The 22,827-nt window shown below is 53.9% G+C and carries 18 protein-coding genes; 14 read left to right on the top strand and 4 right to left on the bottom strand.

All coding sequences use genetic code 11. From position 1 onward, the window contains the following. The first annotated feature begins 1 nt into the window (after position 1). The 4 genes from ybcJ (at position 2) to HVY19_RS05855 (ending at position 3,653) form a co-directional block, all read left to right on the top strand. Positions 2 to 214 carry a ribosome-associated protein YbcJ gene (gene ybcJ, locus HVY19_RS05870; protein ID WP_181683421.1) on the top strand — a complete coding sequence of 71 codons (213 nt, stop codon included), beginning with the start codon at positions 2 to 4 and terminating at the stop codon, positions 212 to 214. Positions 215 to 455: 241 nt separating this feature from the next. Beyond that, on the top strand, positions 456 to 1,955 hold the full coding sequence (locus HVY19_RS05865; RefSeq protein WP_181683420.1) for a PTS transporter subunit EIIC: 1,500 nt from the start codon (positions 456 to 458) through the stop codon (positions 1,953 to 1,955). 83 nt (positions 1,956 to 2,038) lie between these two features. Continuing rightward, a complete protein-coding gene (gene malI, locus HVY19_RS05860; RefSeq protein WP_181683419.1) occupies positions 2,039 to 3,055 on the top strand; it encodes a Mal regulon transcriptional regulator MalI in 1,017 nt (338 codons plus the stop codon). Positions 3,056 to 3,128: 73 nt separating this feature from the next. Continuing rightward, the gene (locus HVY19_RS05855) at positions 3,129 to 3,653 is read left to right on the top strand and encodes a metal-dependent hydrolase (protein WP_181683418.1); all 525 of its coding nucleotides are present in this window, start codon (positions 3,129 to 3,131) and stop codon (positions 3,651 to 3,653) included. Positions 3,654 to 3,752: 99 nt separating this feature from the next. On the opposite strand, the gene cysS is transcribed toward HVY19_RS05855, so the two are convergent. Further along, positions 3,753 to 5,138: a cysteine--tRNA ligase gene (gene cysS, locus HVY19_RS05850; RefSeq protein ID WP_181683417.1), complete on the bottom strand. Its 1,386-nt coding sequence runs from the start codon at positions 5,136 to 5,138 to the stop codon at positions 3,753 to 3,755. Positions 5,139 to 5,311: 173 nt separating this feature from the next. Between cysS and ppiB the strand changes: the two genes are divergently transcribed. From ppiB to HVY19_RS05815, 7 genes are all read left to right on the top strand, one after another. Then, a complete protein-coding gene (gene ppiB, locus HVY19_RS05845) occupies positions 5,312 to 5,806 on the top strand; it encodes a peptidylprolyl isomerase B (RefSeq protein ID WP_061076698.1) in 495 nt (164 codons plus the stop codon). 2 nt (positions 5,807 to 5,808) lie between these two features. Further along, the gene (lpxH, locus tag HVY19_RS05840) at positions 5,809 to 6,531 is read left to right on the top strand and encodes a UDP-2,3-diacylglucosamine diphosphatase (protein WP_181683416.1); all 723 of its coding nucleotides are present in this window, start codon (positions 5,809 to 5,811) and stop codon (positions 6,529 to 6,531) included. A 118-nt stretch (positions 6,532 to 6,649) separates the two neighbouring features. Further along, entirely contained in the window at positions 6,650 to 7,159 is a 510-nt protein-coding gene (purE, locus tag HVY19_RS05835; protein WP_181683415.1) for a 5-(carboxyamino)imidazole ribonucleotide mutase, read from the top strand. Beyond that, on the top strand, positions 7,156 to 8,223 hold the full coding sequence (gene purK / locus HVY19_RS05830) for a 5-(carboxyamino)imidazole ribonucleotide synthase (RefSeq protein ID WP_181683414.1): 1,068 nt from the start codon (positions 7,156 to 7,158) through the stop codon (positions 8,221 to 8,223). Before purE ends, purK begins: the two co-directional genes overlap by 4 nt. Before the next feature lie 97 nt (positions 8,224 to 8,320). Next, positions 8,321 to 9,391, top strand: coding sequence for a tRNA 2-selenouridine(34) synthase MnmH (gene mnmH / locus HVY19_RS05825; protein ID WP_181683413.1), 1,071 nt, complete (start codon positions 8,321 to 8,323; stop codon positions 9,389 to 9,391). A 465-nt stretch (positions 9,392 to 9,856) separates the two neighbouring features. After that, positions 9,857 to 12,853: an autotransporter outer membrane beta-barrel domain-containing protein gene (locus HVY19_RS05820; protein ID WP_181683412.1), complete on the top strand. Its 2,997-nt coding sequence runs from the start codon at positions 9,857 to 9,859 to the stop codon at positions 12,851 to 12,853. A gap of 90 nt (positions 12,854 to 12,943) precedes the next feature. Beyond that, on the top strand, positions 12,944 to 15,952 hold the full coding sequence (locus HVY19_RS05815) for an autotransporter outer membrane beta-barrel domain-containing protein (RefSeq protein ID WP_181683411.1): 3,009 nt from the start codon (positions 12,944 to 12,946) through the stop codon (positions 15,950 to 15,952). Positions 15,953 to 16,112: 160 nt separating this feature from the next. Here the strand turns inward: HVY19_RS05815 and HVY19_RS05810 are convergent, their stop codons facing one another. From HVY19_RS05810 to ybbA, 3 genes are all read right to left on the bottom strand, one after another. Further along, positions 16,113 to 17,246, bottom strand: a complete 1,134-nt coding sequence (locus HVY19_RS05810) for a porin (protein WP_181683410.1) — start codon at positions 17,244 to 17,246, stop codon at positions 16,113 to 16,115. 147 nt (positions 17,247 to 17,393) lie between these two features. Continuing rightward, positions 17,394 to 19,808, bottom strand: a complete 2,415-nt coding sequence (gene ybbP, locus HVY19_RS05805; RefSeq protein ID WP_181683409.1) for a putative ABC transporter permease subunit YbbP — start codon at positions 19,806 to 19,808, stop codon at positions 17,394 to 17,396. Beyond that, the gene (gene ybbA, locus HVY19_RS05800) at positions 19,805 to 20,491 is read right to left on the bottom strand and encodes a putative ABC transporter ATP-binding protein YbbA (protein ID WP_181683408.1); all 687 of its coding nucleotides are present in this window, start codon (positions 20,489 to 20,491) and stop codon (positions 19,805 to 19,807) included. The genes ybbP and ybbA overlap by 4 nt, the downstream gene beginning before the upstream one ends. On the opposite strand from ybbA, the gene tesA reads away from it, so the two are divergent. From tesA to HVY19_RS05785, 3 genes are read left to right on the top strand one after another with little or no spacing between them, the layout of a single operon-like run. Beyond that, a complete protein-coding gene (gene tesA / locus HVY19_RS05795; RefSeq protein ID WP_220132938.1) occupies positions 20,459 to 21,085 on the top strand; it encodes a multifunctional acyl-CoA thioesterase I/protease I/lysophospholipase L1 in 627 nt (208 codons plus the stop codon). The two genes, ybbA and tesA, sit on opposite strands and share 33 nt — an antisense overlap. Beyond that, positions 21,075 to 21,884, top strand: a complete 810-nt coding sequence (locus tag HVY19_RS05790) for an SDR family oxidoreductase (protein WP_181683407.1) — start codon at positions 21,075 to 21,077, stop codon at positions 21,882 to 21,884. The genes tesA and HVY19_RS05790 overlap by 11 nt, the downstream gene beginning before the upstream one ends. Positions 21,885 to 21,942: 58 nt before the next feature. Further along, positions 21,943 to 22,797, top strand: coding sequence for a co-chaperone YbbN (locus HVY19_RS05785; protein WP_181683406.1), 855 nt, complete (start codon positions 21,943 to 21,945; stop codon positions 22,795 to 22,797). Positions 22,798 to 22,827: the final 30 nt, after the last annotated feature.

Here is a 22,827-nt window from a genome sequence, read left to right as displayed (position 1 = left end):
CATGGCTACATTTTCTTTAGGCAAGCACCCTCACGTTGAACTGTGCGATTTGCTGAAGCTGGAAGGCTGGACTGAAAGCGGTGCCCAGGCGAAGATTGCCATTGCAGAAGGACAGGTGAAGGTTGATGGTGCGGTAGAAACCCGCAAACGCTGTAAAATCGTTGCCGGACAAACCGTTAGCTTCGCTGGTCAGAGCATCAACGTCGTCGCGTGACGTGTCGAATGTGCCGGAGGGTGGCGCGATGCCTCTTCTCCGGCGAACAACGCTATTCCTAATCCCCTACTCTCCTTAAGATTATTTTCGATCAACTTCAAATAATCACCTTTTCCTTCATTAAAAGGTGAAATTTATGTTGCGCGTTGTTCACACCTTGAGCACGATAAGTAGAACGTTCTACTAGAACGTTCTACTTACAATAACAGCGCTAAAAAGCGCTACTCAGGGGGAAATCAGCATGAGTCTGATATCAGGGTTGGTTAAATCGCTTTCTAAACTGTCGATGATTGGTCGCGCGCTCATGCTGCCAATCTCGTTACTTCCCGCAGCCGGCCTGTTGTTGGCCTTCGGGGATAAATTTCATCTGCCGTTAATGATGAACGCGGGCGGGGTTATTTTTGATAACCTGCCCATGCTCTTTGCTATCGGCTCAGCCGTAGGGCTTGCTTCTGAATCCGGAATTGCGGCGTTGTCCGCGGCAGTTTCCGTGTTTGTGACAAACATCACCATCGGCACGGTGCTCAGTATCACGCCGGAAATGGCCTCTCAGGGCGGTAAATATGCGATGGTCGTCGGTATTCCGACACTGCAAATGGGCGTCTTTGGCGGCCTGATATGCGGTATCCTTGCCGCCTGGTGCTATAACCGTTTCCACACCATGCAGTTGCCTGAATTTCTCGGTTTCTTCTCCGGTAAGCGCTTCGTGGCGATTGCAACGGCCTTCCTCTCATTCCTGCTCGGCCTGTTACTTCCCTACGTCTGGCAGCATATTCAGTCCGGTATCGATGCGCTTTCTGTTATCGTCAACGGCGATAACCAGGCGGCCTCCACCTTTATCTTCGGTCTGGTAGAGCGTGCGCTCATCCCGCTTGGCCTGCACCACATCTGGTATCCGTCCTTCTGGTATTCGTTCGGTGATTACACCACTCAGGCGGGACAGGTGATTCATGGCGATCAGACCATTTGGTTTAAGATGCTGGAAGAAGGGACCAAATCCTTCAGCAGCGATACTTATCAAAACGCCGGTAAGTTCATGCAGGGTGAATTCCCTCTGATGCTGTTTGCACTGCCCGCAGCATGTCTGGCGATGTATCACGAAGCGTATACGAAAAACAGGAAAATCGCGGCCGGTATCCTCTTCTCTGCGGCGCTGACCTGTTTCCTGACCGGGATTACCGAGCCGGTTGAGTTTACCTTTATCTTCGTTGCCCCCATTCTGTACGTGTTTAACGCTATCATGGCGGGTCTGGCTTATATGTCGATGTATCTGCTGGATGCACATATTGCCAAATCGTTCTCTGCGGGCTTTATCGACTACCTGTCGTTTGGCATCCTGCCATCGTTTAATGGCTACCAGACCAACTTCCTGAGTGCGATTATTATCGGTGTGCCGATGGCGTTGATTTACTATTTTACGTTCCGCTTTGTGATCCGTCGTTTCGATATCAAAACGCCGGGTCGCACTGAAGTAAACGTGAATGTGAACGACAAAACCGATACTGAAATTGCTACTGAAATCATTGGCCTGTTGGGCGGCGCAGAAAATATCGAGTCCGTGGGTTCCTGCATCACCCGTTTGCGCCTGGAAGTGGCAAAAAGCGATGTGGTCGATAAAGACGGTCTTAATGGCCTGGGCGCGCGCGGCGTGGTCTTTGTCGGCGATAACGGTATCCAGGTGATTTTCGGCGCAAGAGCGCAGTTTATCGCCCAGACCATGTCCACTCTTATCGGAAAATAATAAGATGCCTGAAAGACACGTCTCCTGTACGCTGGAAGGCGTGTCTTATTGGGCTGATAACGGATAAATTTCAGGGAGTTGTTTTGAAGAAAGTCAGCATTATTGATGTTGCCAGGCAGGCGGGCGTATCGGTGTCGACCGTCTCGCTGGTACTACGCCAGAAAGGGAAAATCTCAGAGGCAACGATTGAGAAGGTTCAGGCTGCCATCGATAAACTGGGCTATATTCACAACGTCGCGGCTGCGAATCTCCGCGCTAACACCTCAAATCTTATCGGCCTTGTCCTGCGCGATTTCAGCGACAGCTTCTCCATTAAAGTGATGGCAAGCATTGTTCAGGAACTGGAAAAGCACGGGTTTATGGTCTTTCTCGGGCAACCGCTTAATGACGACGATCATCTTGAACGCTGCCTGCTGTCGTTTAAGCAGCAGGGCGTTGCGGGGGTGATTTATCTCTCTTCAGACAACCATGCGGTGGCGTTGCCGGAAAAAATACGTCAGTGCCCTTTGCCATTAGTGGTCGTATCACAATCCCTGCTTGATGAAAAATGCAATCTGGTCATGCGTGATAATCGCCAGGCGGCAAATCTCGCTACGCGTTACCTTATCGAGCGCGGGCATCGTAATATCGCCTATATTGGCGGCCAGGAAGGGTGTCGCATTCGTGAACAACGGCTGTTAGGATTTCGCAGTGCCATTACACAGAACGGACTGATTTATCGTGAGGAATCTGCGCCGGCCTGTAGCGACAATACCCAGGCAGCGGAATGGGCGACTCGCCAACTCCTCGAAAAAAACAACACCATCACCGCCCTGCTCTGCCATTCACCCGACGCGATTATTGGCTCTCTTTCCGGCATTCATCAGGTCGGGCGCACAGTGGGTAAAGATGTCTTCCTGACGCAACAGGTTGCCCTGGTGGGGTTTGAAGATATGCTCCACGTCAACCTGACATCCCCGTCGTTCACCTTTGTCTCCTCCGCCAGCGAAGAGACAGGACGCCAGGCTGCCAGCCTGATGATGCGAAAGCTGAAGGAACCGGAACTGCAAACCCAGCGCATTACGCTCTCCGGCCAATTGATCGCACGCGAGTCCGCGTAATTTCAGAATTTAACACAGGGTTTTTAGCCGCCGATCGCTGCTATATTGCTCTGATTTGCTGCGGACAATTGCCATGCCTACTGTTATCACCCACGCTGCAGTTCCGATTTGCCTCGGCTTAGGTCTGGGTCTGAAGGTCATTCCTCCTCGTCTGCTGTTTACCGGCATCGTGCTGGCGATGTTGCCGGATGCAGACGTGCTCTCATTCAAATTTGGTGTGGCCTATGGCAACGTATTCGGTCACCGTGGCTTTACCCACTCGCTGCTGTTTGCTTTTCTGGTGCCCATACTCTGCGTGCTGATTGGGCGAAGATGGTTCAAAGCCGGGTTGGTTCGCTGCTGGCTGTTTCTGACGGTATCACTGCTCTCACACAGTCTGCTTGATTCAATCACCACCGGCGGTAAAGGCGTCGGCTGGCTGTGGCCGTGGTCGGACGAACGTTTTTTTGCCCCCTGGCAGGTGATTAAGGTCGCGCCGTTTGCGCTATCGCGCTATACCACGCCGTATGGGCATCAGGTTATTATTTCAGAATTAATGTGGGTGTGGCTGCCGGGGTTAGCCATGATGGGATTGCTGTGGTGGTACAGGAAGCATTAATCATCGCCGGAGGGTGACGCGTGGCGTCTTATCCGGCCTACAAGTCATGCGTATTGTAGGCCGGATAAGGCGTTAGCCGCCATCCGGCAATTCAGGCAATTACTTACGACGCCAGGTGGTACCCTGCGGACCATCTTCCAGCACGATCCCCATCTCATTCAGACGGTCACGCGCCGCATCCGCTGCTGCCCAGTCTTTCGCTTTACGGGCATCCAGACGTTGCTGAATCAGCGCTTCAATTTCCGCCACTTCGCCATCGTCCGCCTGCGCGCCGCTTTGCAGGAACGCTTCCGGCTCCTGTTCCAGCAGACCCAGCACGGCAGAAATCTTGCGCAAATGTGACGCCATCGCATTCGCCGCAGCCATATCTTCGTTTTTCAGACGATTCACTTCACGTGCCATATCGAACAGCACCGAGTAGGCTTCCGGAGTATTAAAATCGTCGTCCATCGCTTCAACAAAACGCGCTTCAAACGCATCGCCACCCGCAGGGGCGACCGATTTATCCGTTCCACGCAGCGCAGTGTACAGCCGCTCCAGTGCAGAACGCGCCTGCTTCAGGTTCTCTTCGCTGTAATTTAACTGGCTACGATAGTGCCCGGACATCAGGAAGTAACGCACGGTTTCCGCATCGTAGTACTTCAGCACGTCGCGCACGGTGAAAAAGTTACCCAGCGACTTCGACATCTTTTCGCGGTCAACCATTACCATGCCGGAATGCATCCAGTAATTCACATATTCGCCGTCGTGCGCACAGGTAGACTGCGCGATTTCGTTTTCGTGGTGCGGGAACATCAGGTCGGAACCGCCGCCATGAATATCAAAGTGGTTACCCAACTGTTTGCAGTTCATGGCAGAACATTCAATGTGCCAACCTGGACGGCCTGCGCCCCACGGCGACGGCCAGCTCGGCTCACCCTCTTTCGACATCTTCCACAGCACGAAGTCCATCGGGTTGCGTTTCACATCAACCACATCCACGCGCGCACCGGCCTGCAGTTGATCCAGATCCTGACGCGACAGTTGACCGTAGTTCGGATCGGTCGGCACATCGAACATCACGTCACCGTTGTCCGCCACATAGGCGTGACCTTTGGCAATCAGTTGCTCGGTGATTTCGATGATTTCGGCAATGTGATGCGTGGCGCGCGGTTCGAGATCCGGACGCAGAATATTCAGTGCATCAAAATCCTTGTGCATTTCGGCGATCATGCGATCAACCAACGCGACAAAGCTTTCACCGTTTTCGTTAGCGCGCTTAATGATTTTGTCGTCGATATCGGTAATATTCCGGACGTATTTCAGCTTATAGCCGAGGAAGCGTAGATAGCGCGCGACGACGTCAAACGAAACAAACGTACGCCCGTGACCAATATGACAGAGATCGTAAACGGTAATACCACACACGTACATGCCGACTTCCCCGGCATGGATAGGCTTGAATTCCTCTTTTTGGCGCGTCAGTGTATTAAATATTTTTAACATTGAAGATTCCGTGTTAGACGTGTGTGGATCGTAAAGACGGTATAATACCCATAATTCGGAATGGGGTCAGCACACTTTGCAAGGTGATCGCAGCCTGCGGTTATGCTATAACACCCCCCTATATCTGACCCTTCCAGGGTTAAAGCACCACTTTATCGAAACAGGATGCAAAAATGGTTACTTTCCATACTAATCACGGCGATATCGTAATCAAAACTTTTGATGATAAAGCACCTGAAACAGTTAAAAACTTCCTGGACTACTGCCGCGAAGGTTTTTACAACAACACCATTTTCCACCGTGTCATTAACGGTTTTATGATTCAGGGCGGCGGTTTTGAACCTGGCATGAAACAGAAAGCCACGAAAGAGGCGATCAAAAACGAAGCCAACAACGGCCTGAAAAACACCCGCGGTACGCTGGCAATGGCACGTACCCAGGCTCCGCACTCCGCAACGGCGCAGTTCTTCATCAACGTTGCTGATAACGACTTCCTGAACTTCTCTGCTGAAAGCATGCAGGGTTGGGGCTACTGCGTGTTTGCCGAAGTGGTTGAAGGCATGGACGTGGTTGATAAAATCAAAGGCGTTTCTACCGGTCGTAGCGGCATGCATCAGGACGTACCGAAAGAAGACGTTATTATTGAAAATGTGACCGTCAGCGAGTAATCGTGACGACACTTTTTATTGCAGATCTTCACCTCTGCACGGAAGAACCGGCGATCGTCGCCGGTTTTCTGCGTTTTTTAGCCGGTGATGCGCGTCAGGCCGATGCGTTATACATTCTCGGCGATCTCTTTGAAGCGTGGATTGGTGATGACGATCCCAACCCGCTGCACCGTGAAATAGCAACCGCCATCAAAGCGGTCGTTGATTCCGGCGTTCCCTGCTTCTTCATTCACGGTAACCGTGACTTCCTGCTTGGCAAACGCTTCGCTCGGGAAAGCGGCATGACGCTGCTGCCCCAGGAAAAGGTGCTTGATCTGTATGGTCGCCGGGTGCTCATCATGCACGGTGATACCCTTTGTACCGACGACGCGGGTTATCAGGCATTTCGCGCTAAAGTCCATCAGCGCTGGCTGCAAACGCTGTTTCTCGCCCTGCCGCTGTTTATCCGTAAGCGCGTGGCCGCGAAGATGCGTGCAGGCAGCAAAGCCGCTAACAGCAGCAAGTCGCTGGAGATCATGGATGTCAATCCACAGACCGTCATCGCTGAAATGGAAAAATATCGCGTCCAGTGGCTGATCCACGGCCATACCCATCGCCCCGATGTGCATGAACTTTCCGCCAACGGTATGCCCGCTTTCCGCGTGGTTTTAGGCGCCTGGCACAGCGAAGGCTCCATGGTAAAAGTCACCCCAAATGACGTTGAATTGATCCGTTTCCCGTTTTAATCTCTCCCGCCTGGTTGCTGGAATTTCAACCGCGCAACCGTTTTCCTTGCCCTCTTTCCGTGCTATTCTCTGTGGCCTCAAAAGCAGTGTGTCCCGCACCACAGGAGTTTTAAGACGCATGTCTTCCCACAATAATCCGGCGCGTGTCGCCATCGTGATGGGGTCCAAAAGCGACTGGGCTACCATGCAGTTCGCCGCCGACATTTTTACCGTCCTGGACATTCCTCACCACGTTGAAGTTGTCTCCGCCCACCGCACTCCCGATAAACTGTTCAGCTTCGCCGAAGGCGCAGAAGCAAACGGCTATCAGGTGATTATTGCTGGCGCGGGTGGTGCTGCGCATCTTCCGGGGATGATCGCGGCGAAAACGCTGGTGCCGGTTCTGGGTGTTCCTGTACAAAGCGCCGCCCTGAGCGGCGTCGATAGCCTGTACTCTATTGTGCAGATGCCGCGCGGGATCCCGGTTGGTACACTGGCCATTGGCAAAGCGGGCGCGGCAAATGCGGCGCTGCTGGCGGCGCAAATTCTCGCCACTCATGACAAAGCGTTGCATCAACGCCTGAGCGACTGGCGTCGTGCGCAAACGGACGAGGTTCTGGAGAACCCGGATCCGCGAGGTGAGGCATGAAGCAGGTTTGTGTGCTGGGCAACGGCCAGTTAGGTCGAATGCTGCGTCAGGCTGGCGAACCGCTCGGTATCGCCGTCTGGCCGGTAGGGCTGGATGCAGAACCTGCCGCGGTGCCCTTTCAGCAAAGCGTCATTACGGCGGAAATCGAGCGCTGGCCGGAAACGGCATTAACGCGCGAACTGGCGCGCCACCCGGCGTTTGTTAACCGCGACGTGTTCCCTGTCATCGCCGATCGCCTGACGCAAAAGCAGCTTTTCGATAAGCTCAACCTGGCAACCGCCCCCTGGCAGTTGCTGGCGGACAACAGCGAATGGCCTGCGGTGTTCAAGCGTTTAGGCGAACTGGCAATCGTTAAACGCCGCGTTGGCGGCTATGACGGTCGCGGCCAGTGGCGGTTGCGTGCGACTGAAACCGGGCAGTTGCCGGATGACTGTTATGGCGAGTGTATCGTCGAGCAGGGCATTAATTTCTCGGGAGAGGTGTCGCTGGTTGGCGCCCGCGCTCATGACGGCAGCACGGTGTTCTATCCTTTAACACGCAACCTGCATCAGGAGGGCATCCTTCGCACCAGCGTTGCCTTCCCACAGGCTAACGCACAGCAGCAGACCCAGGCCGAAGCCATGCTTTCTGCCATTATGCAGGAACTGAATTATGTCGGCGTAATGGCGATGGAGTGTTTTGTGACGCCCGAAGGCTTGCTGATCAATGAACTGGCGCCACGCGTGCATAACAGCGGACACTGGACACAGAACGGTGCCAGCATCAGCCAGTTTGAGCTGCATCTGCGGGCGATTACCGGTCTTCCGCTGCCGACGCCAGTAGTAAACAGCCCATCGGTGATGGTGAACCTGATTGGCAGCGATCTGAATTATGACTGGTTGAAGCTGCCGCTGGTTCATCTGCACTGGTACGACAAAGAGGTGCGCCCGGGACGTAAAGTCGGTCACCTGAACCTGACCGACAGCGACACCGCGCGGCTGAGCGCCACGCTGGAAGCCCTCTCCCCACTTCTGCCGCCGGAATACGCCAGCGGTATCATCTGGGCACAAAGTCAGCTCCGTTAAGCTCAAATAAGCGGGGAAGTTTAAGTTATGCTTTCCCGCCCTCTCCTTCAGCGCGTAAAATCCCCACCATTGCGGTTTTGTAATTTCAGGATTTCAAATGAACGATGGAACGGACTATCGGGCGATCCTTCGCGCCGATACGCCCTTACTCGATGTACGCGCGCCGGTTGAGTTTCAGCAAGGCGCAATGCCTGGCGCAATAAATTTGCCCTTGATGAACGATGACGAACGCGCCGCCGTTGGTACCTGCTATAAACGCCAGGGTCCAGACGCCGCGCTTGCGCTCGGGCATCGGTTGGTCAGCGGCGAGATCCGCCAGCAGCGACTGGACGCCTGGCTGGAGGCCTGCAAAAGGTACCCGCAGGGTTATCTCTGCTGCGCCCGCGGCGGTCAGCGTTCACATATTACGCAACAGTGGCTGCATGACGCGGGGGTTGATTATCCGCTTATCCGCGGCGGCTACAAAGCGCTACGTCAGGTGGCAATAAGCGCAACAGAAGAACAGGTGCGAAAGCCCATCGTGCTGATCGGCGGCTGTACCGGCAACGGCAAAACACAGCTTGTTCAGCAGCAGGAAAATGGCGTCGATCTTGAAGGGCTGGCGCACCATCGCGGCTCCTCTTTCGGCCGCACGCTGGACCCCCAGCTCAGTCAGGCAAGTTTCGAAAACCTGCTGGCGGTTACGCTCCTCAAAAAGCAGGCTCCCCGCTGGGTGCTGGAGGATGAAGGCCGAATGATTGGCGCTAACCATCTGCCGGAATGCCTGCGCGAGCGTATGGCCCAGGCCTCTATTGCGGTGATTGAAGATCCTTTTGAGCGACGTCTGGAGCGCCTGCGTGAAGAGTATTTTGTGCGTATGCATCATGATTTCACCCACGCCTATGGCGACGAGCACGGCTGGCAGGCGTACAGCGACTATCTGCACCATGGGCTTTTCGCCATTCAGCGCCGACTGGGTTTACAGCGTTTTAAAGCGCTGAGCGCGAAACTGGACGTCGCGCTGGCTGAGCAGCGTCGTACTGGCAGCACCGAAGCGCATTTCAGTTGGTTAGTTCCGCTGCTGGAAGAGTATTACGATCCGATGTATCGCTACCAACTGGAAAAGAAAGCAGAGAAGATTGTCTATCGCGGGACATTTGAAGATGTGGCGGCATGGCTAAGCCATTAAACGCCAGACCGTAGGCCCGGTAAGCGTCAGCGCCACCGGGCAAATATCCATAAAAATCCGAAAAACACGTTTCTCGCCTCACCAATTTCTTAAACAGCATCTTTATCTCTTACCTCTCAAAAACCCATTTAATACAAACGGTTAGAATCTTATTAAGCAATTTAAGAAACGAATTAAAATTATTTGATGCTTATTCACTTTTGTATAATTGAGAATAATGTCAGCATGCCGAATGCGTCTATTTCTTTAGCCTGAACACCAACCAGGCCAATAATAATTTAGACGTTTATTATATTGTGCGAGCGATTTATTATCTGGCTATTATTTTCCTTATTGACATTATCACGCACGCCTAACGCCTTTTATATAAACAAGGTGTCAGGCAATCTTGATTCTGAGATGAAATTGACATAATTCCAGGGATGGCTCGTCTTTTTAAATACTGATAACAATGAGTATTAAAAGATGAATAACTATTTAGCAGGATTAAAACCTAAGAAAATTGCAGTGATAATAAGCGCGCTATTATTTTCGACATCCACCGCGTTCACGATAGCGAATGCTGCCAGTACGCCGGTATCTCCTTCGCCGTATCTGATCTCCCTGCACGATAAAAATGGCGTGGTGATTCTCGATAACCAGCAGGTAAATGATTACACCATCGCCGATGGTTCACAGCTCTCGTATCTCCATGCCGATGGCCCTGATGTCGTTGTTATCGTTGACGGTAAAGCGACTTTTGACCGCCACGGTATCTTCCCCATTCACTCTTCCGCTGTCCATATCAATAGCGGCTATCTGGATCTGGGCGATGGTTCCGTGGTCAATTTTAGTTCTGACCAGGTGACGACGCATGCCGGCCGTTATGCCATCTCAGTAGGATTAGGATCCGGTCACCCAGGGGATTTAGCGACCTTTAAAGCGGCTAACCTGAGCGTGAATGTCAATGGCGCGCCCTATACCGTTATTCAGGCGCGTGAAAACTCCAAAGTCATTTTGAATGGCTTAACGCAGATTAACTACGGAATCAGTACCGCCAGTGCAGACCGCCCGGTGAACAACGCGGCGGCGATTGAGCTTTGGGATGCGTCAACCTTAGATGCACAAAACGTCAATATCAAATATGCGGATTCGAAAGCGCCCGGCACCATTGGCGATACCAGCGTCACCGGATTTTACCTGCGCGGCGGCAAAGCGAACGTCACCGGTGATGTGAATATCAATCTCCAGTCAGGCGCGGCAAATGCGTTGTACGGTATTGATGCCAAAAGCGACGCAGAATTCCAGGGGAAAACCGCCATTTCTCTGGCGTCGGATAACGCTACCTATATCGTCGGCGTTCTGCTTAAAGATCGTTATGTCGATGATACGGCCAGCACCGTCGTACTAAAAGATGTCTCTGTGAACGTGCGGGGAAGTGAAACGGTTGATGGTTCTGTGTATGGCCTGCGCTATCGGGACACGCTTTCCAATATTGCCATCGACAATATTAATGTCAAAGCCTCAGGCAAAGACGCGTTTGGGATTGCGTTGCAAACCGATGAAGCAACGGAATCCTCTAAAGTCACCATTAACAATGCCAATATCGCGCTTTCAGGCGGTGCTGAAGCCGGGTTATACGGCTTCAATAGCACTTTGGCGGATGTCACCGTTAATAACCTGAACGTCCAGACCCAGGGCGGCAAAGACGTCTTTATGCTGTACCAGGCAAGCGGCAAATTCATGGGCGACGTGACGCTGGGAAGCCAACAGTCTCTGGAATCCGCGGCGGGAACGGTCTATTCCACCTTTGGCGTGAAAGGTGTCACCAGTATTGAAAATAACAATAAGCTGGTCGCCTGGGGCAGGATGCATGCACAGGATAATCTGACGCTGAACATTAATGCCGGCGATCGTTCCTATATCTATGGTGATACCCGAACCGTGGGTTTAGGTACCATTAATATGACGTTAAACGGTGACAACAGCCGCTGGGATCTGGTTGCAGATTCAGACCTGACGAATCTGACGCTGAACGATGCCACCCTGAACTATTTGCCCGTCGCGCAGGCACGCAAGCTCACGCGTGCGGCTTCAACCTTCAAGACCCTGACGGTGAATGGTGATTACGCCGGTAATAACGGTAACATCGTGATGAACACCCAACTGGGTGACGACGCCTCACCGACTGACCGTTTGGTCGTTTCTGGAAATACTTCCGGCACCACCAACGTGAAAGTCCTGAACGCAGGCGGCGCGGGCGGTGTGACCACGGATGGTATCGAACTGATCACCGTCGCGGGAACCTCTGACGGTGAGTTCAAGCAAAACGGCCGTATCGTGGCCGGTGCCTATGACTACACCCTGGCGCGTGGTGAAGGGACTAACGACAAGAACTGGTATCTGAGCAGCGCATTGTCTCCGGAGGATCCGGTTGTTCCTGCCAAACCTGCTGACCCAACCGATCCCATCAAACCAGTCAAACCGCAGTCGCCGCGTGAATCCGCCATTCGTCCGGAAGCCGGTCTGTACGGGATGAACCTGCAGGCAGCGAACACTCTGTTTAACACCCGTCTTCAGGATCGTCTGGGCGAAACCCACTATGTTGACGCCCTGACCGGTGAAAAAGCGGTGACCAGCCTGTGGCTGCGCAACGTTGGCGGTCACACCCGTCAGCACGACGGCAGCGGCCAGCTGGACATGCAGGCGAACCGTTATGTGATGCAGCTCGGTGGCGATATCGCGCAGTGGTCTACTGACAACGCGGACCGTTTCCACCTGGGTCTGATGGCCGGTTATGCCAACCAGAAAGCCCGTGCGGAAAACCAGCGTAACGGCAAACGCGCTTCAAGTGATATCAGCGGTTACAGCGTCGGCCTGTACGGCACCTGGCTGCAGGATAACGAAACCCATGAAGGGGCTTACGTGGATACCTGGGCGCAATACAGCTGGTTCGATAACTCCGTGAACGGCCGTGGCGTTGATGAAGCGACCAAAGAGTACGACTCCAGAGGTTTCACCGCGTCAGTGGAATCCGGCTACACCTGGAAACTGGCAGATATCAGCGAGCGTAACGCGCTGTACATCCAGCCTAAAGCACAGGTCACCTGGATGGGCGTGAAGGCGGACGAGCATAAAGAAACCAACGGCACCCGCGTTGAAGGGAAAGGCGACGGCAACATCCAGACCCGTCTGGGCGTGCGTCTGTACGGCCAGGGCCACAACCAGCTGGACGACGGTAAAGACCGTACCTTCCAGCCGTTTGTGGAAGCGAACTGGATCCACAACACCAAAGACTTCGGCGTGGCGCTGAACGGTGAGAATGTGGACCTGACAGGAACCCGCAACATTGGAGAACTGAAAGCCGGCGTTGAAGGCCAACTGACGAAGAACGTCGCCCTGTGGGGTAACGTGGCGCAGCAGATGGGTGATAAAGGTTACAGCGATACCTCTGCGATGTTGGGTGTAAAAGCGTCGTTCTGATACGAAGTGCCGGGTGGCTGCGCTTGCCCGGCACAACGCATCAAAACGTATACACGCGATTAAATAGATACCATCAGGATTGTTAATATTATGGATTATATAACGGTATTAAAGCCCAAAAAGCTGGCGCTGGCGTTAAGCGCTATTTTAACCACGACTGCATTTTCCGCCGGAGCGGCGGGTGTAGAAATTTCTGTTGACCGGTATACCCCAGAGGCAAATCGACTTGTTACCATTGCAAATGGAACTGACGTCGCCAAAATTAGGGCATCGGTAAGCGGTGGTGTCGTTACCATTGATGGTAAAGCCGATATTAGCCAGAGCAATGTAAGTTCTCTGGCGGGCTACGCCGTTGCTGTCATGAACGGCGGTATTGTGGATTTGGGGGACGGCTCAACGGTAAACTTTTCCACCAATGATAAGTTAAACACAATCTATGACGGTGCTATCTCCGTAGAAAATGCCGGTTCTATACTCAAGGCAAAGAATTTAACGATTAACGTCGACGGGGCCACTTTTGATGGCATATATTCCCTCACCGGCGGGACGATCAATTTATCAGGCGATACGTTGATTAACCTGAATGCGAATAAGGCTTCCAGTGTCTTACATAACAATCTGGAATATCATTCTGGGATCCAAATGCAGGATTCAACGTTAACTGCGGATAATCTTACCATTAATACCACAAGTAGCCTGAACGAACCTATTTCGAAAGGCATATACATTGTAGGTCGTGATAGTACGACCAAAGTTAACGGTGATGCCAATATTAGTGTAACGTCTGCATCTGAAAATTCCGCAACGGGGATAGACCTGAGTGGAAATGCCGAATTTGCAGGGCAAACCAATATTGTCGTAAAGACCACTTCAGCGGCAAATAACTTCACTTCAGGGATCCGTTTCCTCATGCCGGAGCAGGTCTCTTTCAAAGACTTAGCCATTGATATTCAAAGTAACGCCACATCGGGTAGCTATGTTAATACCAATCAGGTTGCGGGTCTGACTCAGTTATCAACAGGCACTGTAGATAAACCTGCCGTGATCGCCATTGATAATTTATCCATTAAAGCTTCAGGCAATTACGATGTTGAAGGCATTGAATTGGGGACGGCTTTAAATAGCGATAATACGCTGGTGTCTATTAATAGGGCAGATATCCAACTGAAAGGAAGCGAGACCGCAACGTTAAATGGAATAGAAAGTGTCGTTAAAGAGATGGTAATTGGCACGCTCAATATCCAGACCGAAGGCGGGAAAAAAGCTAGCCTGCTTAATAATGCCAACGTACGGATTACGGGCGATGTGACGTTAGGTAGCCAACACGCGTATGACACGGTTGAATCTAACAATTTGTATGCGATCAGTAACGTGAGAACCACCAGTGGGGTTACCAGCGTCACCGATATCAGCAACAATAATAAACTGACCGCCTGGGGCCGGATGCTTTCCTATGGCAACTCAATCATTAATATTAAAACGGGTGATAACTCGTATCTTTACAGTGCAACCGCAGTAGAGGGAACGGCTAGCAGTAAAGGCACGATTAACCTGGCGCTGAACGGCAGTCATAGCCGTTGGGATATGTTCGACAACTCCAGCCTGTCTACTCTGACACTGAAAGAGTCAACGCTGAACTTTTTACCCCCAACCGCGCAGACGCGTAAACTAACGCGCGATGCCTCCACCTTCAAAACTCTGACGGTAAGTGGTAATTACGTTGGTGACAACGGTAACATCGTCATGAACAGCCAACTGGGTGACGATGCGTCTCCAACCGACCGTTTGATTGTTGCTGGCAACACCTCCGGCACGACTAATGTAAAAGTGCTGAACGCAGGGGGCGCAGGCGGCCTGACCACGGACGGTATCGAGCTTATCACCGTCGGTGGCGACTCAGACGGTGAGTTCAAACAAAACGGTCGTATCGTGGCCGGTGCCTATGACTACACCCTGGCGCGTGGTGAAGGGGCTAATGAGAAGAACTGGTATCTGAGCAGCGAACTGTCTCCGGAAGAACCAGAAGATCCCGTTGACCCAGTTTACCCGGTTGATCCTGCCAAACCTGCTGACCCAACCGATCCCATCAAACCAGTCAAACCACAGGCGCCGCGTGAATCCGCGATCCGTCCGGAAGCCGGTCTGTACGGGATGAACCTGCAGGCAGCGAACACTCTGTTCAACACCCGTCTGCAGGATCGTCTGGGCGAAACCCACTATGTTGACGCCCTGACCGGTGAAAAAGCAGTGACCAGCCTGTGGCTGCGTAACGTTGGCGGTCACACCCGTCAGCACGACAGCAGCGGCCAGCTGGAGATGCAGGCGAACCGTTATGTGATGCAGCTCGGTGGCGATATTGCGCAGTGGTCTTCTGACAACGCGGACCGTTTCCACCTGGGTCTGATGGCGGGCTATGCCAACCAGAAAGCCCGTGCAGAAAACCAGCGTAATGGTAAACGTGCTGATAGCAGCATCAGCGGTTACAGCGTCGGTCTGTACGGCACCTGGCTGCAGGATAACGAAACCCATGAAGGCGCGTATGTTGATACCTGGGCGCAGTACAGCTGGTTCGATAACTCGGTGAACGGCCGTGGCGTTGATGAAGCGACTAAAGAGTACGACGCTAAAGGTTTCACCGCGTCAGTGGAATCCGGCTACACCTGGAAACTGGCAGATATCAGCGAGCGTAATGCGCTCTATATCCAGCCTAAAGCACAGGTCACCTGGATGGGCGTGAAGGCGGACGAGCACAAAGAAGCCAACGGCACCCGCGTTGAAGGGAAAGGTGACGGCAACATCCAGACCCGTCTGGGCGTGCGTCTGTACGGCCAGGGCCACAATAAACTGGACGACGGTAAAGACCGCACCTTCCAGCCGTTTGTGGAAGCGAACTGGATCCACAACACCAAAGACTTCGGCGTGGCGCTGAACGGTGAGAATGTGGACCTGACAGGAACCCGCAACATTGGAGAACTGAAAGCCGGCGTTGAAGGCCAACTGACGAAGAACGTCGCCCTGTGGGGTAACGTGGCGCAGCAGATTGGCGACAAAGGTTACAGCGATACCTCTGCAATGTTAGGTGTGAAAGTCGCATTCTGATGCGAAATGCCGGGTGGCGGCTTCGCCTTACCCGGCCTACACAGGCACAAGCCCGTAGGCCGGATAAGACGCAATGCGTCGCCATCCGGCAATCCAACAAAGGCAAAAGCCCGTAGGCCGGATAAGACGCAACGCGTCGCCATCCGGCATTATCGTCAACTCAGAAGTCGTAACGCAGGCGTACCAGGTTCATATCGCCCAGGTCATCGGTGCTGGAGGTGAAGACGTGTTCGTAATCAACACGGAATCCGTAATCCAACTGGAAGCTGATACCCACGCCATTATCCGTGCGCAGATAGTTGCGACCATTCACATATTCAATGCGGTCACCCATAAAATACGGCTGAACAGATTTCACCGCGTACTGGTTGATCGGGAATTTGTAACCCGCAAAGTATTCCAGCCCCCACGCATCCCCGGCAAAGTAGTCGTTAACGGACACTTTTTTGGTGGTCATGAAGTTCTGATACCAGCCACCGCCCAGCGAGAAGGTCCAGTTATCCGGCGTCCAGCTTAGCGCGGTACCGACAATGTTCTGATCGTAGGTTTTGCTGCTGTTACCGCGTATTTCTGCACGAGTGTAGTTCCAGGCCGTGCCCCAGCTCAGATCCTCAGTAATATGATAATCCGCCCCCAGCGAACCGCCGCCTTTACGTTTGTAGCGCAGACCGTTGTTCGGGTTGTAATCATCGCTAAACAGATAGGATGCGTAGAGATCAACCTCACCTAACGTTTTCTTATATTTCAGCATCTTGCGTGAACGATAAGAACCGTCATAGTCACCGTTAATCCCGTTACCCGGTGCCTGACCAATCATGTCATAGTCCCAGATATCGGTTTTCGCGCCGACAACATCGTAGTAAATACTGTTCTGTTGACCGAAGGTCAGCATACCCCAGGTATCACTTTTTAGACCGGTGTACAGCATACGGCGAGTGGTGTCGTGTGCGCCCTGAGCGTAGTGGTTGTCCCAGTTGAACTGCGCCGGAATATTGACGCCCAGTTCATAGAAACTGACCCAACTAATATCGTCAAACAGGTAGTAATCTGCAGCGAAGCGAAAACGCGTCCCGCCGTCGAAACCATTACGCTTATAGCCGTTCGCGCCGTCATCGCCGGTCATATTCTGGAACTGGGGACGAATACTGCCGCCCACGGTAAAGTTGAGACGGCTAAGCGGGTTTCCCGCCTGTGGATCTTGTTTAAGAACTGTGATTTCCGCCTGAGTTGCGAAAGAGGCTAATGCCACCGCCGCGCCGATCGATACCGCCAGCGCTGTCGTTTTTATAGTCATTATTTTTCCTTGATAGATTTCCTGCCAAATATTCAGCAGGTGAATATTAACTGCTATCAATTGCGGTGTGTTGGCGGGTTTTAAATGATTTGTGCTGTTAAATGCACCCGCACCGGCATAAAAACCGGTGCGGTATTATCGCGTTATTTAACTATTGAATTGTCGGAACAGTGCTTTGCCTTTCAGCAAACGAACGCCAAGCCAGCCGCCGCAGACGGAGAGGAGTAGCGCCCCACAGAACGGTAAGACCCCCCATAGCCGCCAGTCAGGTTCCCAGGGGAAGTCGAACACCCGGGTTTGCAGTACCGCCAGCGCGGTTTCCGCACCGATAGCCGCCACCAGCCCGGAAACCAGCCCTAACATGGCAAATTCGCACCACAGCGTGGTTCGCAACAGCTTTTTGCCCGCGCCGAGCGTGCGCCACACCACCAGCTCCTGATAGCGTTGCCGCATCCCAACCTGCACCTGCGCCAGCAACAGCAGCATCCCGCAGGCGGTTACCAGCACCACCATCACCTCCAGCGCCCGACTGACCTGTTCCAGTACCTGTCCAACCTGCTTGAGGATTGCGCCGATGTCCAGCAGACTGATGGTCGGGAATTCGCGGTTAAGCTGCGTCAACATGCCGTTGCCGTTTTCCCAACGGAAACTGGTTAGCCAGCTCTGAGGCTGCCCATCCAGCGCGCCGGAAGGGAAGATAAAGAAGAAGTTTGGTCGCAGGCTTTCCCAGTCCACGCGGCGCAGACTGGTCACCTTCGCACTGAACGCCTGAGTGTCGCCCATAAAGGTCACGCGGTCACCGAGCGAGACGTTCAACCGTTTCGCCAGCCCCTCTTCCATAGAAACTTCCCCTGGCTTCGGCGGCCAGCTTCCGGCAGTGATCGGGTTGTGGTCCGGGCGGGTATCCTGCCAGGTCAGGTTCAGTTCGCGGTTCAGCGATTCATCCTCCCCGCCTTCCGTCGGCTTATCATTGATTGCCGATAAACGCGCCCGCACGATCGGATAGAACGATTCCGGGATCACCTGATGCTCCGAGAGAAACGCCTTAACCTGCGGCATTTGTTCAGTCGCGATATTGATCAGAAAGTAGTTGGGGCTTTCCGGCGGCAACTGCTGCTGCCAGCGATCCAGCAGATCGCCGCGCAGTACCAGCAGTAGCGCCAACAGCATAAATGACAGCGAGAATGCCGAAAGCTGGCTTAACGTGGACCACGGCTGACGCAGCAGACGGCTGACGGCAAGGCGTAGCGGCAATGACGATAACGTCATGCCGCGCAGGACATTCAATAGCATCCATCCCAACACGCCGCACAGTAGCGCTAACACCACTGCCCCCGCCAACACCGCCCACAGCAGCGGGCTTCCGCCCATCAGACCGGCAAGCAAAAGCACAACAACAAGGGTCACCACCGGCAGATAGAACTTTAACGGCCAGACGTTTGCCACCACGTCCCGACGCAGCACACGCAGCGGTTGGGTGGCGAGCAGCAGGCGATAGGGGCGCAGGCCAACCAGTAGAGAGATCACCGTCATGGTTCCCAGCGCCCACAGCCACGGCCAGAGGCTGGCCGGCGGTAGCGCCGCAGGCAGCACCGGCTTAAGCAGAATCATCAACACATTCTCGAACAGCAGGCCCATTGCGCCACCCGTCACGGCGGACAACACCAACACCATCAACCACTGCCCGACAATGAGCTTACGCAATTGCGCCCTACCCGCGCCGAGCGTCTTCAGGATCGCCACGAGATCGTAGCGGCTCCGGCAGTAATGGCTCATGGCAACCGCTACCGCAGCCACTGCCAGCAGTAGCGTCAACAGCGCCGAGAGGAGAAGAAACTGCTGCGAGCGCTCCAGGGATTTCCCCAGCGCACCTTCATCCTGCTCCAGCCCGTACCAGCGATGCTCCGGCTTAAGCTGTGGCAACAGCCACTTTTCATAACCGTCGAGCTGCTGCGACGTACCGCCAAATTTGTAGCGCCACGACACGCGACTTCCGGGCTGCACCGCCCCAGTTTTCTCGACATCAGCCGTATGCATCAGTAAACGTGGTGCCATCTGGAAGGGGTTAAAACCCGAGTCTGGCTCCTGCACCACCTCTCCGGCGATGCGCAATGTGGCGTCACCAACGTCGATCGTATCGCCCGTTTTTAAATTCAGTAGCGCCATCAGGCGCGGAGCCAGCAGCACCGAACCGGGCTTCGGTTTAAGCCCCGGCGGATTAGTTTCCAGTTCACCGTACATCGGGTAAATGTCATCGACCGCTTTGACGTTTGCCAACTGCGGGGTATCCCCTGCAAACGTCATGGTGGCGAAGGTCAACTGCTCGCCGACTTTCAGGCCGCGCTTGCGTGCTTCATCAAGCCACGCCTGCGGAACCACGCGCGAACTGCGCAGCGCCCGGTCGCCCGCCATAAACTCGCGGCTTTGCTGGCTTAGCCCTTTCTCCATGCGGTCACTGATATTGCCCAACGCCAGCACGCAGGCCACCGCCAGACTCAGCGCCAGCCAGACAATTAATAGCGAAGGCGAGCGCCATTCGCGCCAGAACCAGCGTGCAATCATGCCTCCTCCTGCAATTGCCCATTCACCAGACGCAGACGCCTGTCGCAGCGTGCCGCCAGTTGTGGATCGTGCGTCACCAGAATGAGCGTGGTGCCATGCTCCTGGTTGAGGGAAAAGAGCAGATCGGCAATTTTATCGCCGGTCTGGCGGTCAAGATTGCCCGTGGGTTCATCCGCAAAAAGGACCTCCGGGCGACCGTTAAACGCGCGTGCCAGCGCCACGCGCTGCTGCTCGCCGCCTGAAAGCTGTGCCGGAAGATGGTCGAGGCGCTGACCCAGCCCCAGTTGCTCAAGCAGCGTCTTCGCACCGGCACGGCTTTGTCCGCTGTTTTCCCCACGCAGTAACGCCGGAAGCTCAACGTTTTCCAGCGCGTTCAGCGTGGGGATCAGCATAAAAGATTGAAAGACGAAGCCGACATGCTGCGCACGTAGCTGTGCGCGGGCTTCTTCATCCATTTGATGTAAAGGTTTACCGACCAGGCTCACCTCGCCGCTGGTGCCATCATCCAGTCCGGCGAGGATCGCCAACAGCGTCGACTTGCCCGATCCCGACTCGCCAATCAGCGCAATGGTTTCAGCGCGTTTGACAACCAGTTCAACTCCGGTAAGGATGGAAAGCTCATGCTCACCCTGACCGACGGATTTCTTAAGATGATGAACTTCAACAATGTTTTCCGCTGGCATTTGCCTTTCCTGTTTTTGCTGCTGTTTACCTTCCGTGCCGCTGCGGCTGACACGCTGTTAATTCTGGGTGACAGTCTTAGCGCCGGATACCGAATGTCCGCTGGTGCAGCCTGGCCGGCGTTACTGAATGATAAGTGGCAGAACAAAACCACCGTGGTCAATGCCAGCATTAGCGGTGATACTTCCCAGCAAGCGCTGGCGCGTCTGCCTGCGCTCCTCAAACAGCATCAACCACGCTGGGTGTTGGTTGAGCTTGGCGGCAACGACGGCCTGCGCGGTTTTTCGCCTGCGCAAACAGAGCAGACGCTGCGCACAATTTTGCAGAACGTGAATGCGGCCAACGCCAAACCCCTGCTGATGCAAATTCGTCTGCCGGCAAACTACGGTCGTCGGTATAATGAAACCTTTAGCGCAATTTATCCAAAGCTCGCCAAAGAGTTTGATATCCCTCTGTTACCCTTTTTTATGGAAGAGGTCTATCTAAAACCGCAGTGGATGCAGGATGATGGTATTCATCCTAATCGCGATGCCCAGCCGTTTATTGCTGACTGGATGGCGAAGCAGTTGACCCCCTTAGTAAATCATGAGTCGTAATGTAACGGAGATCCTGACAGGTAAAGTTATGCAAAAATCGGTCTTAATAACAGGATGTTCCAGCGGTATTGGCCTGGAAAGCGCGCTAGAACTGAAGCGCCAGGGTTTTCAAATCCTTGCGGGCTGCCGCAAACCCGACGATGTCGTTCGCATGAACGGCATGGGGTTCACCGGCGTACTGATCGATCTCGACTCACCCGAGAGCGTGGATCGTGCCGCTGATGAAGTGATCGCACTGACCGATAACTGTTTATACGGAATATTTAATAATGCCGGATACGGTGTCTATGGCCCGCTGCCGTCCATCAGTCGCGAACAAATGGAGCAGCAATTTTCCACTAACTTCTTTGGTGCGCACCAGCTCACTATGCGCCTGCTGCCCGCGATGTTGCCCTATGGCGAAGGCCGTATTGTGATGACCTCGTCGGTAATGGGGCTAATATCTACCCCAGGGCGTGGGGCTTACGCCGCCAGCAAATACGCGCTGGAAGCCTGGTCCGATGCGCTGCGCATGGAGCTACGTCACAGCGGAATTAAGGTCAGCCTGATTGAACCCGGCCCTATTCGTACCCGCTTTACCGATAACGTCAACCAGACGCAGAGCGATAAACCGGTCGAAAATCCCGGCATTGCGGCACGATTTACCCTCGATCCGGAAGCGGTTGTCGACAAAGTGCGCCATGCTTTTTGCAGCAACAAACCCCAAATGCGCTATCCGGTCACGCTGGTTACCTGGGCTGTGATGCTGTTAAAACGCCTGCTGCCGGGGCGCCTGATGGACAAAATTTTACACGGTTGAGTTGAAGCGCGCGCGCCAGCCCCCATGTAGAAAGAAACAGACAAAAGAGAGTAACTCCATGTCCGCACAGAATATTGTTAACATCAACGAATCGAACCTGCAGCAGACCTTAGAACTGTCGATGACCACGCCGGTCCTGTTCTACTTCTGGTCTGAGCGCAGCCAGCACTGCCTGCAATTAACGCCAGTGCTGGAAAGCCTCGCCGCCCAGTACAACGGGCAGTTTATTCTGGCAAAACTCGACTGCGACGCCGAACTGGCGATCGCCTCGCAGTTTGGCCTGCGCGCCATTCCTACCGTTTACCTGTTCCAGAACGGTCAACCGGTCGATGGTTTCCAGGGACCGCAGCCGGAAGAGGCGATTCGCGCCTTGCTTGATAAGGTTCTGCCGCGTGAAGAGGAGCTGAAAGCCCGTCAGGCGATGCAACTGATGCAGGAAAAGAATTACGTCGAAGCTCTGCCGCTGCTAAAAGATGCCTGGCAGCTTTCGAATCAGGATGGCGAAATCGGCCTGCTTCTGGCGGAAACGCAGATTGCCCTTAACCGCTCCGAAGACGCCGAAGCGGTGTTGAAAACCATCCCGTTGCAGGATCAGGATACCCGCTATCAGGGGCTAGTCGCGCAGATTGAGCTACTGAAACAGGCGGCAGATACGCCAGAGATTCAGCAGCTACAGCAGCAGGTCGCGGATAACCCGCAGGATGCCAGCCTGGCTACACAGCTTGCGCTGCAACTGCACCAGGTGGGGCGTAATGAAGAAGCGCTGGAGTTATTGTTCAGCCATTTACGAAAGGATCTCACCGCGGCGGAAGGTCAGGCACGCAAAACCTTCCAGGAAATCCTTGCCGCGCTGGGAACCGGTGACGCCTTAGCGTCGAAGTACCGTCGCCAGCTATACGCGCTGTTGTATTAATCCCACGAACAGGAATTGCCCGGTGGCGCT

It is taken from the genome of Citrobacter sp. RHB25-C09 (assembly GCF_013836145.1).
In the GTDB taxonomy this organism is placed as follows: domain Bacteria; phylum Pseudomonadota; class Gammaproteobacteria; order Enterobacterales; family Enterobacteriaceae; genus Citrobacter_A.
The sequence above is the reverse complement of the archived record's forward strand: the minus strand, read 5'-3'. Positions and strand labels throughout refer to the sequence as shown.

Excerpts from the sequence above, each read along its gene's own strand:
- HVY19_RS05820 (WP_181683412.1), top strand. The coding sequence starts at position 9,857 with ATGAATAACTATTTAGCAGGATTAAAACCTAAGAAAATTGCAGTGATA.
- HVY19_RS05810 (WP_181683410.1), bottom strand. The coding sequence starts at position 17,246 with ATGACTATAAAAACGACAGCGCTGGCGGTATCGATCGGCGCGGCGGTG.
- ybcJ (WP_181683421.1), top strand. The coding sequence starts at position 2 with ATGGCTACATTTTCTTTAGGCAAGCACCCTCACGTTGAACTGTGCGAT.
- ybbA (WP_181683408.1), bottom strand. The coding sequence starts at position 20,491 with ATGCCAGCGGAAAACATTGTTGAAGTTCATCATCTTAAGAAATCCGTC.
- tesA (WP_220132938.1), top strand. The coding sequence starts at position 20,459 with ATGATGAACTTCAACAATGTTTTCCGCTGGCATTTGCCTTTCCTGTTT.
- cysS (WP_181683417.1), bottom strand. The coding sequence starts at position 5,138 with ATGTTAAAAATATTTAATACACTGACGCGCCAAAAAGAGGAATTCAAG.
- ybbP (WP_181683409.1), bottom strand. The coding sequence starts at position 19,808 with ATGATTGCACGCTGGTTCTGGCGCGAATGGCGCTCGCCTTCGCTATTA.
- ppiB (WP_061076698.1), top strand. The coding sequence starts at position 5,312 with ATGGTTACTTTCCATACTAATCACGGCGATATCGTAATCAAAACTTTT.
- purE (WP_181683415.1), top strand. The coding sequence starts at position 6,650 with ATGTCTTCCCACAATAATCCGGCGCGTGTCGCCATCGTGATGGGGTCC.
- HVY19_RS05790 (WP_181683407.1), top strand. The coding sequence starts at position 21,075 with ATGAGTCGTAATGTAACGGAGATCCTGACAGGTAAAGTTATGCAAAAA.
- mnmH (WP_181683413.1), top strand. The coding sequence starts at position 8,321 with ATGAACGATGGAACGGACTATCGGGCGATCCTTCGCGCCGATACGCCC.
- HVY19_RS05855 (WP_181683418.1), top strand. The coding sequence starts at position 3,129 with ATGCCTACTGTTATCACCCACGCTGCAGTTCCGATTTGCCTCGGCTTA.
- HVY19_RS05865 (WP_181683420.1), top strand. The coding sequence starts at position 456 with ATGAGTCTGATATCAGGGTTGGTTAAATCGCTTTCTAAACTGTCGATG.
- purK (WP_181683414.1), top strand. The coding sequence starts at position 7,156 with ATGAAGCAGGTTTGTGTGCTGGGCAACGGCCAGTTAGGTCGAATGCTG.
- HVY19_RS05815 (WP_181683411.1), top strand. The coding sequence starts at position 12,944 with ATGGATTATATAACGGTATTAAAGCCCAAAAAGCTGGCGCTGGCGTTA.
- HVY19_RS05785 (WP_181683406.1), top strand. The coding sequence starts at position 21,943 with ATGTCCGCACAGAATATTGTTAACATCAACGAATCGAACCTGCAGCAG.